Raw genomic sequence first — 16,493 nt, forward strand, 5'->3', positions numbered from 1 at the left:
CGCGGTCGGACAACCCCGGAGACCCGGCGCGGCGCGTCTACTGGCAGGCTGATCAACCGTGCGCAGAACAGGCCCCTTCGACTTTGGTGATCGAGTGCAGCTCACCGACGCCAAGGGCAGGCGCTACACGATGCTGCTCAAGCCCGGCGGAGAGTTCCACACCCACCGGGGCATCATCTCGCTGGACGCCGTCGTCGGCCTGCCCGAAGGCAGCGTGATCAAGTCGACCAACGGCGACCAGTTCCTCGTCCTGCGACCGCTGCTCGTCGACTACGTGATGTCGATGCCGCGCGGCGCCCAGGTCGTCTACCCCAAGGACGCCGCGCAGATCGTCCATGAGGGCGACATCTTCCCCGGCGCACGAGTTCTGGAAGCGGGCGCCGGTTCGGGCGCGCTGACATGCTCGCTGCTGCGCGCGGTCGGGCCGGAGGGGCGGGTCACGTCCTACGAGGTTCGCGAAGATCACGCCGAACACGCGCTGCGCAACGTCGTGACCTTCTTCGGCGATCAGCCGCCCAACTGGGATCTGGTGACGGCAGACCTGGCCGACTACGACGGTCCCGAGGTGGACCGGGTGGTGCTGGACATGCTGGCGCCGTGGGACATTCTCGGCACGGTCGCGAAGGCACTCGTGCCGGGCGGAGTCCTGATGATCTACGTCGCGACCGTCACCCAGCTTTCCAAGACCGTCGAGGCGCTGCGCGAACAGCAGTGCTGGACCGAGCCGAGGTCGTGGGAGAGCATGCAGCGAGGCTGGCACGTCGTGGGCCTGGCGGTCCGTCCGGAACACACGATGCGCGGCCACACGGCGTTCCTGATCAGCGCCCGCAGGCTTGCGCCGGGCGCGGTGGCTCCGGTTCCCCTGCGCAAGAAGCGGTTGACCTAGCGCCCACGGTCATTCGTCGGTGCTCTTGAGGAGTCCCCGGCGTGTCGAGAGCAATTCGAGTTCGGGGCGCGCCGCCACGAGGCGCTCGGCGGCATCGAGGACGTCCACCACGTGCGCGCGGTCGGCGGCGACCAGTGCGATGCCGATGCCCGCACGCCGGTGCAGGTCCTGCGCGCCGCTCTCGGACGCGGACACCGCGAACCGTCTCGACAGTTCGGCGATGACCGGCCGGATCACCGAGCGCTTCTGCTTGAGGGAATGCACGTCACCGAGCAGTACGTCGAACTCCAGCCAGCCGATCCACATGGGTCAGCGCGGCGGGGGCGCCGGGGCGGGTTCGAGTTGGAGCAGCAGGTCGGCGGTCTGCCGGGTCAGCTGCCACGACCCGTTCGACGGGGCGAACTCCATCGGATAGCTGAACTCGCCGCCCTGCGGGTTCGCCGGTTTGATGACGATCGTCGTGACGACGTTGCCGGGGACGGCTTGCGACCACGCGAGATCCCGGGCCTCAAAGGTCAGGGGTAATGCGGCGTTGTCACGGAGTGCGATCGCGAACCGGTCGAGGCCGGGAGCCTCGTCGGGCGTGCCCTGTTCGATCAGCATGATTTTCTGATCGCCGGGAACGGCAGGATCGGCCAGCCGGGCCATCACGTCGGTGAGGGCGTTGGCCGGCGGTAGTGGGGGACCGCCTGGCGAGTCGGGGATCGGATCGGCATGTTCGGCCGACGTCGCAGGCGTGGGTGTCGATGACGGGCCGGCGGCGGGCTGCTGCTCCGGTTGACCGCACCCGCTCACAAACCCAGACAGCCCGAGCGCCGCCACACCGAGTGTGGCGGCGCACCGAGCCGAGAAGGCTGGACGCGACAGCGTCACAGTTTTGTTAGAAGCGTCAGCCGACCGCGCTGAGGAGCGCCATGGCGGACTGCTTGGAGATCTGCCAGCCGGTCGGGCTCGGGCCCGCGACGAACGTGACGTTCTGGGACGCGGCGGCGCCCGTCTGCGCGGTCGCGGTGACGCTGGCGGTGGCCACGGGGCCGTTCTGGTCGATGTTGGAGACCACGAAGTTCAGTGGAAAGTAACCCTGGGCGGCGGCATTGTTGTAGCTGTTGTCGGCGACCCTGGATTCAATGCGGCCGAGGCCACCCTGGATGTAGGAGCCCTTCCCACCTGCGAACGAACCCGGGCCGGCGAGCGCGCTCAGCGTCGTCACCAGCGGACCCTGCAGGTCCGGAGCAGGAGCGGCAGGCAGCGGCGCACCGAACGCGCCGGGCGAGGCTGACGCGATCCCGGCGCCGGTGGCAATCGAGGTCACACCCGCGGCTGCACCACCGACCATTGCGGCGGCTGCTGCCCCAGCGGTAAGGCTGGTAACGAGGGATTTCAGGGTCACGGCTGTCCTTCCGTTCGGCCGAACTGATCTAAAGAGGCTAACAGTGTTGCTGGTGTGTCGAATTCCCAGAGCACACACAATGACTGAATCGCCGGTAGCGTTGAAGTTGTTACCGCACCAACATCGGGTGTGGGAAAGGAGCTCAGCATGAGTGAGTCCGAGCGTTCCGGAGCCTCTGACGCCTTTGGAACATCCCCTAGTAGCCACCTGTCCAGCGAAGATGCGGCAGAGCTGGAACAGCTGCGGCGCGAGGCGGCGAACCTGCGCGAACAGCTGGAGAGTGCTGTTGGTCCCCAAAGCGGTTTGCGCAGTGCACGAGATGTTCACCAACTCGAGGCGAGGATCGACTCTCTCGCCGCGAGGAACGCCAAGCTGATGGACACCTTGAAGGAAGCGCGTCAGCAGTTGCTGGCGCTTCGGGAAGAGGTCGACCGGCTCGGTCAGCCGCCCAGCGGCTACGGCGTGCTGCTGTCGGTCCAGGAGGACGACACCGTCGACGTGTTCACCTCCGGCCGCAAGATGCGGCTGACGTGCTCGCCCAACATCGACACCAAGGAACTGAAAAAGGGCCAGACGGTCCGTCTCAACGAGGCGCTCACCGTCGTCGAGGCGGGCACCTTCGAATCCGTCGGTGAGATCAGCACGTTGCGCGAGATCCTGGCCGACGGGCACCGCGCCCTCGTGGTCGGGCACGCCGATGAGGAGCGCATCGTCTGGCTGGCGGAGCCGCTGGTCGCGGCTGAGCATCTGCCCGAGGACGCGTACGCCGCAGACGACGACATGACCGACGACCGGCCCCGCAAGCTCCGTCCGGGCGATTCCCTGCTCGTCGACACCAAAGCCGGCTACGCCTTCGAGCGCGTCCCGAAGGCCGAGGTCGAGGACCTGGTGCTCGAAGAGGTGCCCGACGTCAGCTACAACGACATCGGCGGCCTTGGCCGTCAGATCGAGCAGATCCGCGACGCGGTCGAACTGCCGTTCCTGCACAAAGAGCTTTACCGCGAGTACTCGTTGCGGCCGCCCAAGGGTGTGCTGCTCTACGGTCCGCCCGGCTGCGGCAAGACGCTGATCGCCAAGGCGGTCGCGAACTCGCTGGCCAAGAAGATGGCCGAGGTTCGTGGCGATGACGCCCGTGAGGCGAAGAGCTACTTCCTCAACATCAAGGGCCCCGAGTTGCTGAACAAGTTCGTCGGCGAGACCGAACGGCACATCCGGCTGATCTTCCAGCGGGCCCGTGAGAAGGCGTCCGAGGGCACCCCGGTGATCGTGTTCTTCGACGAGATGGACTCGATCTTCCGCACCCGCGGTACGGGCGTCAGCTCCGATGTCGAAACCACCGTCGTTCCACAGCTTCTCAGTGAGATCGACGGCGTGGAGGGGCTGGAGAACGTCATCGTCATCGGCGCCTCCAACCGCGAGGACATGATCGACCCGGCGATCCTGCGGCCCGGCCGCCTGGACGTCAAGATCAAGATCGAGCGGCCCGATGCCGAGTCGGCGCAGGACATCTTCAGCAAGTACCTCACCGAGGAACTGCCGATCCACGTCGACGATCTCGCCGAGTTCTCCGGCGACCGCGGATCCACGATCAAGGCGATGATCGAGAAGGTCGTCGACCGGATGTACGCCGAGATCGACGACAACCGGTTCCTGGAGGTCACCTACGCCAACGGTGACAAGGAAGTCATGTACTTCAAGGACTTCAACTCCGGCGCCATGATCCAGAACGTCGTCGACCGGGCCAAGAAGAATGCGATCAAGGCGGTGCTGGAGACCGGTCAGCCCGGTCTGCGCATCCAGCATCTGCTCGATTCGATCGTCGACGAGTTCGCCGAGAACGAGGATCTGCCGAACACCACGAATCCCGATGACTGGGCTCGTATCTCGGGCAAGAAGGGCGAGCGGATCGTCTACATCCGCACGCTCGTCACCGGTAAGAGTTCGTCGGCAAGCCGCGCCATTGACACCGAGTCCAACCTCGGGCAGTACCTGTAGTCGACGGCGGTCCGGACCCGTGGCGAGGCAGTTCGCCACGGGTCCGGATCTGCACGTGATGTTCACAGCCCTGTCTTCGTGATGACACCTGGCGCGCGTACTTTTCGCGCCAAGTCACCACGATCGGGAGCCTCATGAAGATTCACGCCGCACGCCTTGTCGCCGTCACGTCGCTGTTGTTAACGACGGCTGTGGGCGCCGCGAGTCCGGCGCTGGCCGACGAGTGGAAGATGCCCGACGTCGAAGGTGAGCTTCTGCAGAACGCGACGGACGCCGTCCTGAAGGCCAGCGACGGCTCCGTCTCGCCGGAGACGTCGGTCGCGGCGGGTCCGCCCTATGAGCAGATCAACCTCACCTACTGGGAGGTGTGCGCGCAGTCGCCGGAAGCCGGCGAGGAGATCTCCGGCGACACGCCTCCCGAGCTCGAGGTGGCCCGGCCCAATCAGTGCTGATCACGCCAGCAGCGAGTAGCTGTTGGCGAAGTCGTCCTGCAGGACGCTGGCCTGTTCCGTCGTGGTGTCCACCCGCAGCGGCTGCTCCAGCGTGCGGGTTCGGTAACTCCACCCGGCGGGCAGCGTGAGCCTGGGGGCCAGGTCCGCGAGGTCGCCCAGCGTCAGGTCGGGATCGACGGTCTGGCTGTAGGTCTGCATGATCCAGGTGCGGCCCTCGCCGTCCGCCAGTTCGAAAACCGGGCTGCCGGCGTCGTAGACGAACGCGGCTTTCCGATCGACGCGGTTCACGGAGTACGGAGACGGGTTCATCGACGACAACGCGACGGTCGCCTGCCGCAGCATCTCGATGCCGCCGAACGTCTTTCGTTCGGTCTCGGTGCCGCCCTCCTTCTCGATGCGGCTCATCAGCCAGTAACGCGGCCCGTTGAGCAGAGCTGCGACGGCCTGATGCTCGGCGGCGAGGGCCTGCGCGTCGAGTTTCGTCCACAGCTCGTCGGGACAGTCGTTGAGTGGATAGGTGTTGTAGACGGTGGCCTGCGGGCCGGTGTCGCCCACATGCACGAGGAGCACCTCGCCGTACCGCTTACCGAAGACGCTCACTGCCCGGCCGTCACGGTGCGGTAGCGGTCGCGGGCCACCAGTGTGAGGCGCAGATCCTCGATCAGCGGATCGAGGAACTGGGCGCGGTACTCCTTGTCGCCGACGGCGCGCGCGGCCAGATACATGAACGTCAGGGCGACCAGGAACATCGTGATCTGGATCAGGGCGTTCGGGACCGGCAGGGTCATCCCGAGGAACTGGCCGTCGGTGGACGCATCGGTCGTCAACGCCGCCAACAAGTCGGGGCTGATCAGGATCAGGCCCAGCGCGAAGAACAGCAGGCCCGTTACCACCGAGACCGTGAGCACCTGGACGATCTGCGACATCGCGAGCACGAACACAACATTGAGCCGTTCTGGTTTGGACAGAGGTACCCGCCGCGGCCGGTCCGGCATCGCGGCGAACGGAGTCCCGGTCAGCTGCGCGGCATCCTCGGGCTGCTTGGCGTCGGGGCGCAGGATCGGGCGTACCCGGCCCAACGTTCCCGACACCAGGAACGCGACGGCGATCAGCATCAGGAACAGCAGCCCCAGCCAGAGCCGGGGACGACTGATGATGCCCGCCATGGTCCAGACCGGACCGTTGAAGAACACCAGAACCGTCAACAGCATCACCGGTAGGGCGCCCAGGAGCAGACTGCCGATGGACGCCAGATTGCCCAGCGTCATCCTGGTCGCCCAGCCCAGGATCGCGCCGACTCCCGTTGCGGTGCAGACGAATATCAGTGCCACGATGATCAGCTCGACGACCACGTCGGCGAAGACGCGGGCGCTGGGGCCCGCGTAGATGCTGCCCAGCGTCGCGATGCTCAGCGAGGCCGCGGAAACCGTCGCGCGGAGGCGGACGTCGTCGGTGCGAGACACCAGCCAACCCGCCACGCCGGCGATCGGGAGGACGAGCAGAATGACCGCGATGACGAACCATTCGGTGCGCGTCGGCGCGCCGTTGATGTCGATCGAGTACTCCCCGGTCACGCCGACGACGAGCAGCGAAAACGTCATCATCACCGCGAGCCCTGCGAGCGCAGGCGCCGACCGCGTCCACACCCGCGCCACCAGGACACCGGGACGCAGCACGGCGGGCAGGCCGTGCCGCAGAAACCAGCGCTCCGCCGCGAGCCGGTCCGCGGTCTTCGGAGTCTCCGCTTTCTCTCGGGTCATAACGGGTAAATCTCACCACGCGAGAGGGCCCTCCGCGCGGACCTTTAGGCTGGTCGGTATGCAACGGATCATCGGAACAGAGGTCGAGTACGGCATTTCGTCGCCGTCCGATCCGACCGCGAATCCGATCTTGACTTCCACTCAGGCGGTGCTGGCCTATGCCGCCGCGGCCGGCATCCAGCGGGCCAAGCGCACCCGCTGGGACTACGAGGTGGAGTCGCCCCTGCGCGACGCCCGCGGTTTCGACCTGAGCCGGTCCTCCGGGCCACCGCCGGTCGTGGATGCCGACGAGGTCGGCGCGGCCAACATGATCCTGACCAACGGGGCGCGTCTTTACGTGGACCACGCGCACCCCGAGTACTCCGCGCCGGAGTGCACTGACCCGATGGACGCGGTGATCTGGGACAAGGCGGGGGAGCGCGTCATGGAGGCCGCCGCGCGCCACGTCGCGAGCGTGCCGGGCGCGGCGAAGCTCCAGCTCTACAAGAACAACGTCGACGGCAAGGGCGCGTCGTATGGATCGCACGAGAATTATCTGATGAGCCGCCAGACGCCGTTCTCGGCGGTCATCGCAGGCCTGACACCGTTCATGGTGTCGCGGCAGGTGATCACCGGTTCGGGACGGGTCGGAATCGGACCTTCGGGTGACGAGCCCGGTTTCCAGCTCTCGCAGCGCTCGGATTACATCGAGGTCGAGGTCGGCCTGGAGACCACGCTCAAGCGCGGCATCATCAACACCCGCGATGAACCGCATGCCGACGCGGACAAGTACCGCAGACTTCACGTCATCATCGGCGACGCGAATCTCGCCGAGACCTCGACCTACCTCAAGCTCGGGACCACGTCTCTGGTGCTCGACCTCATCGAGGAGGGCCCGCAGATCGGGGTCGACCTCAGTGATCTGGTACTCGCGCGCCCGGTGCACGCGGTGCACGTCGTCTCTCGCGATCCTTCGCTGCGCGCGACTGTGGCGCTCGCCGACGGACGCGAGATGACCGCACTCGCGCTGCAGCGGATCTACCTCGACCGCGTCGCCAAGCTCGTCGACAGCCGCGACCCCGACCCGCGGGCCTCGCACGTGCTGGAGACGTGGGCGCACGTCCTGGATCTGCTCGAACGCGACCCGATGGAGTGCGCGAACCTGCTGGACTGGCCCGCGAAGCTGCGCCTGCTGGAGGGTTTCCGTAACCGCGAGAATCTCGGCTGGAACGCACCCCGGCTGCACCTGGTCGATCTGCAGTACTCCGACGTGCGCCTGGACAAGGGCCTCTACAACCGTCTGGTGGCGCGCGGCTCGATGAAGAGACTCGTGACCGAGCAGCAGGTGATCGACGCGGTGGACAATCCGCCGACCGACACCCGCGCCTACTTCCGTGGCGAATGTCTGCGGCGATTCGGTGCGGACATCGCCGCGGCCAGTTGGGACTCGGTGATCTTCGACCTGGGGGGTGACTCGCTGGTGCGCATCCCCACTCTGGAGCCGCTGCGAGGCAGCAAGTCACACGTCGGGGCCCTGCTGGATTCCGTGGACAGCGCCGTCGAACTCGTCGAGCAGTTGACGACCTGATCGCGCTATCCCCAGCAATCCAGGCACCGCCCGGTAGTGTGGTGAGACCGGGGGGCAGACGGTCGAATGCCCGCAAGGGTGAAAAGACTTACGCAGGAGGCGGCGATGGCTCAGGAGCAGACCAAGCGTGGCGGCGGAGGCGGCGATGACGACGACCTCACCGGCAACACGGGTGCCGGCCAGGAGCGCCGCGAAAAGCTGGCCGAAGAGACAGACGACCTGCTGGATGAGATCGATGACGTCCTGGAGGAGAACGCCGAGGACTTCGTGCGTGCGTATGTACAGAAGGGTGGACAGTGACCTGGCCGAATCAAGATAAGTCGGCCTTTTCGTCCGCTCTACCCGGTGCTTTCAGTGCCTCGTCGGCGATGCCCCACGGTGGCGTGAATCCGTCGTCGTTCTCGGATTTCCTGCGCCACCAGGCGCCCCACCTGCTGCCCGGCAGTAGCGGCGGCGGGCCTGCGCCGACGGACGCGGTGCCGCACGGCACCACGATCGTCGCGCTGAAGTTCCCCGGCGGCGTGGTGATGGCCGGTGACCGGCGGGCCACGCAGGGGCACATGATCGCCAGCCGCGACGTCCAGAAGGTCTACATCACCGACGACTACACCGTCACCGGCATCGCGGGCACCGCCGCGATCGCGGTCGAGTTCGCGCGCCTCTACGCGGTCGAATTGGAACACTACGAAAAACTCGAAGGTGTCGCGCTGACGTTCCCCGGCAAGGTGAACAGGCTCGCGACGATGGTGCGTGGAAACCTGGGCGCCGCACTCCAGGGCTTCGTCGCTTTGCCGCTTCTCGCCGGTTACGACCTCGACGATCCGAATCCCGAAGGGGCGGGCCGCATCGTGTCGTTCGACGCCGCCGGCGGACACAACCTCGAGGAAGAGGGATATCAGTCGGTCGGTTCCGGCTCGATCTTCGCGAAGTCCTCGATGAAGAAGCTGTATGCGCAGGTGCGAGATGCCGATTCGGCACTGCGGGTCGCGATCGAGGCGCTCTACGACGCCGCCGACGACGATTCCGCCACCGGTGGACCGGATCTGGTGCGCGGCATCTTCCCGACGGCGGTCGTGATCAACGCCGACGGCGCCGTCGAGGTCACCGAGCAGCAGATCGCGGCAGTGTGCCGAGAGATCATCCAGAATCGTTCGCGGGCCGACACTTTCGGGCCCGACGCCGAGCCCGTTCGAGGTGACGAGCCGTGAGCTTTCCTTATTTCATCTCGCCCGAGCAGGCGATGCGCGAGCGTTCGGAGCTTGCGCGCAAAGGCATTTCCCGCGGCCGCAGTGTGATCGCACTGGCGTACGCCGACGGTGTGCTGTTCGTGGCGGAGAACCCGTCGCGGTCCCTGCAGAAGGTCAGCGAGCTCTACGACCGCGTGGGTTTCGCCGCCGTGGGCCGGTTCAACGAGTTCAACAACCTGCGCAGCGGCGGGATCCGGTTCGCCGACACCCAGGGCTATGCGTACTCACGCCGCGACGTGACCGGCCGTCAGCTGGCCAACGTATACGCCCAGACGCTGGGCACGATCTTCACCGAGCAGGCCAAGCCGTACGAGGTGGAACTCTGCGTGGCAGAGGTCGCGCATTACGGCGAGACGAAAGCCCCTGAGCTGTACCGGATCACGTACGACGGGTCGATCGCCGACGAGCCGCATTTCGTGGTCATGGGCGGCACCACCGAGCCGATCACGACCGCGCTCAACGAGACCTACACCGAGAACGCGAGCCTCGGGGACGCCGTGTCGATCGCGGTGGCAGCGTTGGGGGCCGCCGGCAACGGCGCTGAACCGCGGACGTTGGCACCGTCGACCCTCGAGGTCGCGATCCTGGACGCGAACCGGCCACGCCGGGCATTCCGCCGTATCACCGGGGCGGCGCTGGAAGCGCTGCTGCCCGCGAACGAGGCCGCCGAGGCCGGCGACTCCAGCTCCTAGTCGGGTCGTGTAACTCTCTCGCGCCGAGCGTGCGCGTACGGCGAGAAATCGTCGCTAACTCCGCCCTGGCTGCACGCTGGGCAGCGGAAACCTCGGGTGCGGTTCACGCCCCGCACTCTCAGGATCGCTTCGCGTGTCCATCTTGCGTCATCTCCCGTGAGGGTGGATGATTTTGTTGCGCATAACGCATCGCGTTGCGTAATACGCAACTAAACGTTCACAATCCTTTCAGCACAGGGAAAGCGGTCCAGGCATGCCCAAAGTCGTCGTGATCGGTGCCGGGATCGTCGGCACCTCACTTGCCGACGAACTGACCGCGCGCGGGTGGACCGACGTCACCGTCGTCGACCGCGGGCCACTGTTCGCCACCGGGGGCTCCACCACCCACGCGCCGGGTCTGGTGTTCCAGACCAACCCGTCCAAGACCATGACCGCCTTCGCGAGATACACAGTCGAGAAGTTCAACGCTCTCGACCACCCCGACGGGTGGGCGTTCAACCCGGTCGGTGGTCTCGAGGTGGCCACCACCCCCGAGCGGTTGGCCGACCTGCATCGCAAAGCCGGGTGGGCACAGTCATGGGGCATCGAAGGGCACCTCGTTTCGCCCACCGAATGCGTCCGACTGCACCCGCTCATCGATCGCGATCGCATCCTCGGCGGCTTCCACACTCCGGCTGACGGCCTGGCGAAGGCGCTGCGGGCGGCCGAGGCGCAGGCCCGCCGCGCCGAGGCCAGGGGAGCCACGCTCCGCCCGCACACCGAGGTGCTCGGCATCCTCGACAACGGCCGCCGCGTCACCGGGGTCCAGACCGCCGACGGGGTCATCGAGGCCGACATCGTGGTGTGTGCCGCCGGCTTCTGGGGTGCGCAGTTCGCCAAGCAGGTCGGCCTCGTCCTTCCGCTTGTTCCCATGGCGCACCAGTACGCGCGGACGGGGCAGATCCCCGACCTCGTCGGCCGCAACACCGAGCTCGCCGAGGCCGGCCTGCCGATCCTGCGGCACCAGGACCAGGACCTCTATTTCCGCGAGCACGTCGACCGCCTCGGCATCGGGTCCTACAGCCACAAGCCGATGCCGGTGGACATGACAAGGCTGCTGGCCGACACCGCCGGTGAACCGATGCCTTCGATGATGCCGTTCACCGAAGAGGACTTCGCTCCCGCCTGGGCAGCAGCCGCCGATCTGCTTCCCGCACTAGGGGATTCGAAGGTCGAGGAGGCGTTCAACGGCATCTTCTCGTTCACCCCTGACGGATTCTCGATCATGGGGGAACACCGCGAGCTTGCGGGCTTCTGGGTCGCCGAGGCGGTGTGGGTCACCCACTCGGCAGGCGTCGCCAGGGCCACCGCCGAATGGATCATCGACGGCACCCCGTCCATCGACACCCACGAATGCGACCTCTACCGATTCGAGGATGTCGCGCGCAGTCCCGACTTCGTCCTGAAGACCAGCTCGCAGGCGTTCGTCGAGGTGTACGACGTCGTCCATCCCCACCAGTACCGCACCGCGCTGCGCGGCCTGCGCACCAGCCCGTTCCATGCACGCCAGCGCGAGCTCGGCGCATATTTCTACGAGGGTGGCGGCTGGGAAAGGCCCGCGTGGTATGAGTCCAATGCCGATCTGGCGCAACGGCTTTTCGACGAAGGCCTCGCCGCCCCCGACCGCGACGAATGGGCGGCGAGGTTCTGGTCGCCGATTTCGATCGCCGAAGCGCACTGGACCCGCGAGCACGTTTCGATGTTCGACATGACCCCGCTGACCCGGTACGAGGTATCGGGCCCTGGCGCGGCCTCGTTCCTGCAGCAGATGACCACCAACAACGTCGACAAGAGCGTCGGGTCGGTCACCTACACGTTGCTGCTCGACGAAACCGGCGGTATCCGCAGCGATCTCACTGTCGCCCGCCTGGCACCCGACACCTTCCAGGTCGGCGCGAACTCGCCGATGGACTTCGACTGGCTCGCGCGACGCAAGCCCGCCGACGTGATGCTGCGCGACATCACGGGTGCGACGTGCTGCCTGGGCGTGTGGGGCCCCGACGCTCGCGACGTCATCGCGCCGCTGTGCCCGGATGACATCTCGCACGAGGGTTTCAAGTACTTCCGCGCGCTGCGCACCTACCTCGGCGCCATCCCGGTCACCATGATGCGGGTCTCCTATGTCGGCGAGCTCGGCTGGGAGATCTATGCCAGCGCCGAATACGGCTCCTCCCTGTGGGATCTCGTCGCCGAGGCGGGCGCACCGTTGGGCATTATTGCGGCCGGCCGCATCGCGTTCAACAGCCTGCGTATCGAAAAGGGTTATCGCAGCTGGGGTACCGACATGACGGCCGAACACCAGCCCGCCGCGGCGGGCCTGGACTTCGCGGTGCGCATGGCCAAAGACACCGATTTCATCGGCAAGGCTGCCTTGCAGCAGGCGGGCGACCCCGAGAAGTCGTTGCGCAGCATCGTCTTCGAAGACCCCGCCGCGGTAGTCCTCGGCAAGGAGCCGGTATCTGTCGGCCGACGCTGCGTCGGATACATCACGAGCGCGGGCTTCTCGACGACCGTCGGCCGCACCATCGCCTATGCGTGGTTGCCCACGACGGTGGCCGTCGGCGACGTCGTCACTGTCGCCTACCGCGGCGCGACGTACCGCGCCGTCGTGCACGCCGAGCCCGTCGTGGACCCCGAGATGTCGCGGATCAAGAGGTAGCAACGTGACTTATGACGTCATCGTGATCGGGCTGGGCGGCATGGGCAGCGCCGCGGCCTACCATCTCGCCGCCCGCGGGCAGCGCGTGCTGGGGCTGGAGAAGTTCACGCCCGCACACGACAGAGGATCCAGCCACGGCGGCTCCCGCATCATCCGCCAGTCCTACTTCGAGGATCCGGCCTATGTGCCGCTGCTCCTGCGCGCATACGAACTGTGGGACCAGCTCGCCACAGACAGCGGTCGAGACGTCTACCGCATGACCGGCGGCCTGTTCATCGGACCCCCGGACAGCCTGACCGTGGCAGGCAGCCTACGGGCCAGTCAGGAGTGGGATCTGCCCCACGACGTGCTCGGCGAGAACGAGATCAGGCTGCGCTTCCCGAACTTCACCCCTCACCCGGGTGACGTCGCGCTCTTCGAGGCCAAAGCCGGCTTCGCCCGCCCAGAGCTGACCGTGCAGGCCCATCTGGATCTCGCCGAGAACGCCGGAGCCACTTTGCGGTTCGGCGAGCAGGTGCTGGAGTGGTCCGAAAAGGCCGGCGGCGTCACCGTCCGCACGGCCGCAGGTGCATACACGGCGGGACAGGTGGTGATCTGCCCCGGGGCCTGGGCGCCCCAGCTGCTCACCGATTTCGGGATACCGATCACCGTCGAGCGCCAGGTTCTGTACTGGCTGGACCCGGTCGGCGGCACGGAGCCGTTCGTCGATCACCCGATCTTCATCGACGAGAACGCCTCGGGCATGCAGATCTACGGATTCCCGGCCATCGACGGACCTCGCGGTGGCGTCAAGGTCGCGTTCTTCCGCAAGGGCATCGAGTGCACGCCGGAGACCATCGACCGCACGGTCTACGACCGGGAGATCCGCGAAATGCGCGACCGCACAGCCGAACTGCTGCCCGCTCTGGACGGACCGTGTCTGCACTCCGCGACATGCATGTACTCCAACACCCCGGATCAGCACTTCGTGATCGCCCGTCACCCCGACAGCGCACACGTGACGGTGGCATGCGGATTCTCCGGACACGGCTTCAAATTCGTTCCCGTGGTAGGGGAGATCCTCGCCGATCTCGCCACCACCGGTGCAACGACGCACCCGATCTCGCTGTTCGACCCCCGCAGATTGGTGACGACCTCATGACTGCCGTACAACCGCCCGCCCTGCTGCCGACGCTGGCGGGCAAGTATTACACCAGCGCCGACGTCTTCGCGGCGGAGCAGGAACACATCTTCGAGACCCAGTGGTTCTGCGCGGTGCGGTCCTCGGACCTGGCGCTACCGGGCAAGTTTCGGAAGGTTCAGGTCGGACGCGAAAGTGTGCTCCTGGTGCGCGGCCGCGACGGGCTGCTGCGCGCCTTCCTGAACGTGTGCAGGCATCGTGGTGCCCAGCTGTGCACGGAATCCGAAGGTCAGGTCAAACGAACTCTGCGCTGCCCCTACCATTCCTGGACCTATGCCCTGGACGGCAAGCTCATGGCCGCTCCGAACATCGGAACGCTGACCGACGACGCGGGAGCCCCGATCGACCGGTACCGCTACGGGCTCGTGCCGGTGGCGCTGACCGAGTGGCTGGGCTATGCGTGGGTGTGCCTTTCCGACACCCCGCCGCCGTTCGAGGACGTGCTGGCCGAGACCACCAGGACGCTCGGCGACACCGATGCCATCAACTGCTACGGAATCGGCGGTCTCGATGTCGGGCACCGCGTGGTCTACGACGTCGCGGCGAACTGGAAGCTGATCGTCGAGAACTTCATGGAGTGCTACCACTGCAGCTCCATCCACCCCGAGCTGGTCGGCGTCGTGCCGGAGTTCGCGCGGGGGCTGGCCGCGCAGGCCAATGTCGGACTCGGTGCGGAATTCGGCTCCGACATCGCAGGATTCACCATCGACGGTGGACGCGGGTTCGAGAGGCTACCCGGAATCACCGACGATCAGGACCGCCGCTATTACGCGATCACCGTGAAGGCGAACGTCTTCATCAATCTGGTACCCGACCACGTGATCTTCCATCGGATGTATCCGATGTCCGCGGATCGCACGGTGGTGGAATGCGATTGGCTCTACACCGGTGACGTCATCGCCTCCGATCAGGACGTTTCGCGGTCTGTGGAGCTTTTCCACCGGGTCAACGTCCAGGATTTCGAGGCGTGCGAACGCACCCAGCCGGCGATGTCGTCGCGCGCCTACCGCCACGGCGGGGTGCTCGTTCCGGCCGAACACCACATCGCGGAGTTCCATCACTGGGTAATGTCCCGTCTGGCTGGTGCTCCGGTGTAAACGGCGAGAGGGTCGACAGGGCCATGGACGGTGAACCCGATCTCTGGATCGGTGGATCGTGGCGTCATGCCTCCGACGGCGGCACGCGCTCCATCATCAACCCGGCACATGGCGGCGTTGCCGCGATCGTCGACGAAGCCACTCCCGAGGACGCGCTGGCCGCGGTGGCTGCGGCGAGAACGGCGTTCGACGAGGGAACCTGGCGCGCCACCCCCGTCACGGAACGCGCCGCCCTGCTCGACCGGGTCGCCGATCTGCTGCAGCGCGACAAGGAATCACTGGCTCGCCTGGAGACCATCGACACCGGCAAGACACTGGCCGAGAGCCGCATCGACATCGACGATGTCACATCGGTTTTCCGCTATTACGCCAAGCTCGTCGGCGTAGAAGCAGACCGCGTGGTCGACGTGGGCGACGCCGCCGTGATCAGCCGAGTCGTGCGCGAACCCATCGGTGTGTGCGTACTGATCGCGCCATGGAACTATCCCCTGCTGCAGATGTCGTGGAAGGTTGCGCCGGCGCTGGCCGCAGGGTGCACCATGGTCGCCAAACCCAGCGAGGTCACACCGCTGAGCACTATCGCGTTCGCGCACCTTCTCGACGAGGCCGGCGTGGCCCCGGGAGTGGTCAACCTCGTGCAGGGCAGCGGCGCCGCGCTGGGCGCCGCGCTGACCGACAACCCGGACGTCGATTTCATCTCCTTCACCGGCGGGCTGGCCACCGGCCGCACCATCGCCAAGACAGCGGCCGCACACGTGACCAAGGTGGCTCTCGAACTGGGCGGGAAGAATCCGCACATCGTGTTCGCCGACATCGGGGCTCCGGGTGACAGGGATTCTGGGTGGGACGCCGCGGTCGACCATGTGCTCACCGGGGTGTTCCTGCATTCCGGACAGGTGTGTTCGGCGGGCACCCGCTTGATCGTCGAAGAGTCCATCGCCGACGACTTCGTCGCCGCGCTCGCCGCACGCGCAGCCACGATCACGATGGGCGACGGCATGGACCCGGCGAGCGAAACCGGCCCGCTGGTGTCAGAACAACACCGCGACAAAGTGGAAGGCTATGTGCAGCTCGGCCTTTCGGAGGGTGCACAGCTGATCACCGGTGGCGCCAGACCGGAAGACCCTGCGCTGGCCGACGGCTATTTCTACCTCCCTACGATCTTCGACCAGTGCGACAGGTCGATGCGCATCGTCGCCGAGGAGACCTTCGGTCCGATCCTGACGGTCGAGCGTTTCAGCACCGAAGCCGAGGCGATCGCCCTCGGCAATGACACCGGATACGGTCTGGCAGCCGGGGTCCGGACATCGGACATGGCGCGAGGCGAACGTGTGGTGCGAGCGTTGCGGCACGGCACGGTGTGGCTCAATGATTTCGGCTACTACACCGCGTCGGCGGAGTGGGGCGGATTCGGAAAGTCGGGTAACGGCCGCGAACTCGGACCCTCGGGACTCGCGGAATACCAAGAGATGAAACACATCTGGCACAACACCGCTCCCGGCGCCGCGGGCTGGTTCAAGGGTTAGGGG

At 66.5% G+C, this 16,493-nt stretch carries 16 protein-coding genes; 11 read left to right on the top strand and 5 right to left on the bottom strand.

Annotation, left to right across the window (positions count from 1 at the left end):
• The first annotated feature begins 58 nt into the window (after positions 1-58).
• The gene (locus ACAG24_RS21995) at positions 59-886 is read left to right on the top strand and encodes a tRNA (adenine-N1)-methyltransferase (protein WP_370474556.1); all 828 of its coding nucleotides are present in this window, start codon (positions 59-61) and stop codon (positions 884-886) included.
• Positions 887-895: 9 nt separating this feature from the next.
• Here ACAG24_RS21995 and ACAG24_RS22000 read toward each other — a convergent pair whose 3' ends face one another.
• The 3 genes from ACAG24_RS22000 to ACAG24_RS22010 are packed head-to-tail and all read right to left on the bottom strand — an operon-like array spanning position 896 to position 2,276.
• The gene (locus ACAG24_RS22000; protein WP_370474555.1) at positions 896-1,192 is read right to left on the bottom strand and encodes a DUF503 domain-containing protein; all 297 of its coding nucleotides are present in this window, start codon (positions 1,190-1,192) and stop codon (positions 896-898) included.
• A 3-nt stretch (positions 1,193-1,195) separates the two neighbouring features.
• Complete coding sequence (gene lppK, locus ACAG24_RS22005; protein WP_508506431.1) at positions 1,196-1,753, bottom strand: lipoprotein LppK; 558 nt, start codon at positions 1,751-1,753, stop codon at positions 1,196-1,198.
• 22 nt (positions 1,754-1,775) lie between these two features.
• Positions 1,776-2,276: an MTB12 family secreted protein gene (locus tag ACAG24_RS22010; protein ID WP_370474553.1), complete on the bottom strand. Its 501-nt coding sequence runs from the start codon at positions 2,274-2,276 to the stop codon at positions 1,776-1,778.
• 147 nt (positions 2,277-2,423) lie between these two features.
• Here ACAG24_RS22010 and arc point away from each other — a divergent pair, with 147 nt between their 5' ends.
• A complete protein-coding gene (arc, locus tag ACAG24_RS22015) occupies positions 2,424-4,271 on the top strand; it encodes a proteasome ATPase (RefSeq protein WP_370474552.1) in 1,848 nt (615 codons plus the stop codon).
• Between the two features lie 134 nt (positions 4,272-4,405).
• Entirely contained in the window at positions 4,406-4,723 is a 318-nt protein-coding gene (locus ACAG24_RS22020) for a hypothetical protein (protein ID WP_370474551.1), read from the top strand.
• On the opposite strand, the gene ACAG24_RS22025 is transcribed toward ACAG24_RS22020, so the two are convergent.
• Both ACAG24_RS22025 and ACAG24_RS22030 read right to left on the bottom strand, forming a co-directional pair.
• Positions 4,724-5,323, bottom strand: a complete 600-nt coding sequence (locus ACAG24_RS22025; RefSeq protein WP_370474550.1) for a hypothetical protein — start codon at positions 5,321-5,323, stop codon at positions 4,724-4,726. It abuts the gene before it with no gap.
• Positions 5,320-6,483, bottom strand: coding sequence for a hypothetical protein (locus tag ACAG24_RS22030; protein ID WP_370474549.1), 1,164 nt, complete (start codon positions 6,481-6,483; stop codon positions 5,320-5,322). The genes ACAG24_RS22025 and ACAG24_RS22030 overlap by 4 nt, the downstream gene beginning before the upstream one ends.
• Before the next feature lie 58 nt (positions 6,484-6,541).
• Here ACAG24_RS22030 and dop point away from each other — a divergent pair, with 58 nt between their 5' ends.
• The 8 genes from dop to ACAG24_RS22070 all read left to right on the top strand — a co-directional run bounded on the left by dop (position 6,542) and on the right by ACAG24_RS22070 (position 16,490).
• Complete coding sequence (gene dop, locus ACAG24_RS22035; protein ID WP_370474548.1) at positions 6,542-8,050, top strand: depupylase/deamidase Dop; 1,509 nt, start codon at positions 6,542-6,544, stop codon at positions 8,048-8,050.
• A gap of 105 nt (positions 8,051-8,155) precedes the next feature.
• Positions 8,156-8,350, top strand: coding sequence for a ubiquitin-like protein Pup (locus ACAG24_RS22040; RefSeq protein WP_370474547.1), 195 nt, complete (start codon positions 8,156-8,158; stop codon positions 8,348-8,350).
• Positions 8,347-9,258 (top strand): proteasome subunit beta, encoded by a 912-nt coding sequence (prcB, locus tag ACAG24_RS22045; protein ID WP_370474546.1) that lies wholly within the window; start codon positions 8,347-8,349, stop codon positions 9,256-9,258. Before ACAG24_RS22040 ends, prcB begins: the two co-directional genes overlap by 4 nt.
• Positions 9,255-9,989, top strand: coding sequence for a proteasome subunit alpha (gene prcA, locus ACAG24_RS22050; protein WP_370474545.1), 735 nt, complete (start codon positions 9,255-9,257; stop codon positions 9,987-9,989). The genes prcB and prcA overlap by 4 nt, the downstream gene beginning before the upstream one ends.
• 253 nt (positions 9,990-10,242) lie before the next feature.
• Entirely contained in the window at positions 10,243-12,687 is a 2,445-nt protein-coding gene (locus ACAG24_RS22055; RefSeq protein ID WP_370474544.1) for a GcvT family protein, read from the top strand.
• 40 nt (positions 12,688-12,727) lie between these two features.
• Positions 12,728-13,828 carry an N-methyl-L-tryptophan oxidase gene (gene solA / locus ACAG24_RS22060; protein ID WP_370474610.1) on the top strand — a complete coding sequence of 367 codons (1,101 nt, stop codon included), beginning with the start codon at positions 12,728-12,730 and terminating at the stop codon, positions 13,826-13,828.
• Positions 13,825-14,964 carry an aromatic ring-hydroxylating oxygenase subunit alpha gene (locus ACAG24_RS22065; RefSeq protein WP_370474543.1) on the top strand — a complete coding sequence of 380 codons (1,140 nt, stop codon included), beginning with the start codon at positions 13,825-13,827 and terminating at the stop codon, positions 14,962-14,964. The genes solA and ACAG24_RS22065 overlap by 4 nt, the downstream gene beginning before the upstream one ends.
• A gap of 23 nt (positions 14,965-14,987) precedes the next feature.
• Positions 14,988-16,490 (top strand): aldehyde dehydrogenase family protein, encoded by a 1,503-nt coding sequence (locus ACAG24_RS22070; protein ID WP_370474542.1) that lies wholly within the window; start codon positions 14,988-14,990, stop codon positions 16,488-16,490.
• The last annotated feature ends 3 nt before the right edge of the window (positions 16,491-16,493 follow it).

Origin of the sequence: Mycobacterium bulgaricum (assembly GCF_041287165.2) — a bacterium.
GTDB classification, from domain to species: Bacteria; Actinomycetota; Actinomycetes; order Mycobacteriales; family Mycobacteriaceae; genus Mycobacterium; species Mycobacterium bulgaricum.

What these genes read in the sequence shown, in the direction of transcription:
- ACAG24_RS22030 (WP_370474549.1), bottom strand. Translation starts at nt 6,483, where the DNA reads ATGACCCGAGAGAAAGCGGAGACTCCGAAGACCGCGGACCGGCTCGCG.
- solA (WP_370474610.1), top strand. Translation starts at nt 12,728, where the DNA reads ATGGGCAGCGCCGCGGCCTACCATCTCGCCGCCCGCGGGCAGCGCGTG.
- ACAG24_RS22065 (WP_370474543.1), top strand. Translation starts at nt 13,825, where the DNA reads ATGACTGCCGTACAACCGCCCGCCCTGCTGCCGACGCTGGCGGGCAAG.
- arc (WP_370474552.1), top strand. Translation starts at nt 2,424, where the DNA reads ATGAGTGAGTCCGAGCGTTCCGGAGCCTCTGACGCCTTTGGAACATCC.
- ACAG24_RS22070 (WP_370474542.1), top strand. Translation starts at nt 14,988, where the DNA reads ATGGACGGTGAACCCGATCTCTGGATCGGTGGATCGTGGCGTCATGCC.
- ACAG24_RS22040 (WP_370474547.1), top strand. Translation starts at nt 8,156, where the DNA reads ATGGCTCAGGAGCAGACCAAGCGTGGCGGCGGAGGCGGCGATGACGAC.
- dop (WP_370474548.1), top strand. Translation starts at nt 6,542, where the DNA reads ATGCAACGGATCATCGGAACAGAGGTCGAGTACGGCATTTCGTCGCCG.
- ACAG24_RS22055 (WP_370474544.1), top strand. Translation starts at nt 10,243, where the DNA reads ATGCCCAAAGTCGTCGTGATCGGTGCCGGGATCGTCGGCACCTCACTT.
- ACAG24_RS22000 (WP_370474555.1), bottom strand. Translation starts at nt 1,192, where the DNA reads ATGTGGATCGGCTGGCTGGAGTTCGACGTACTGCTCGGTGACGTGCAT.
- ACAG24_RS22020 (WP_370474551.1), top strand. Translation starts at nt 4,406, where the DNA reads ATGAAGATTCACGCCGCACGCCTTGTCGCCGTCACGTCGCTGTTGTTA.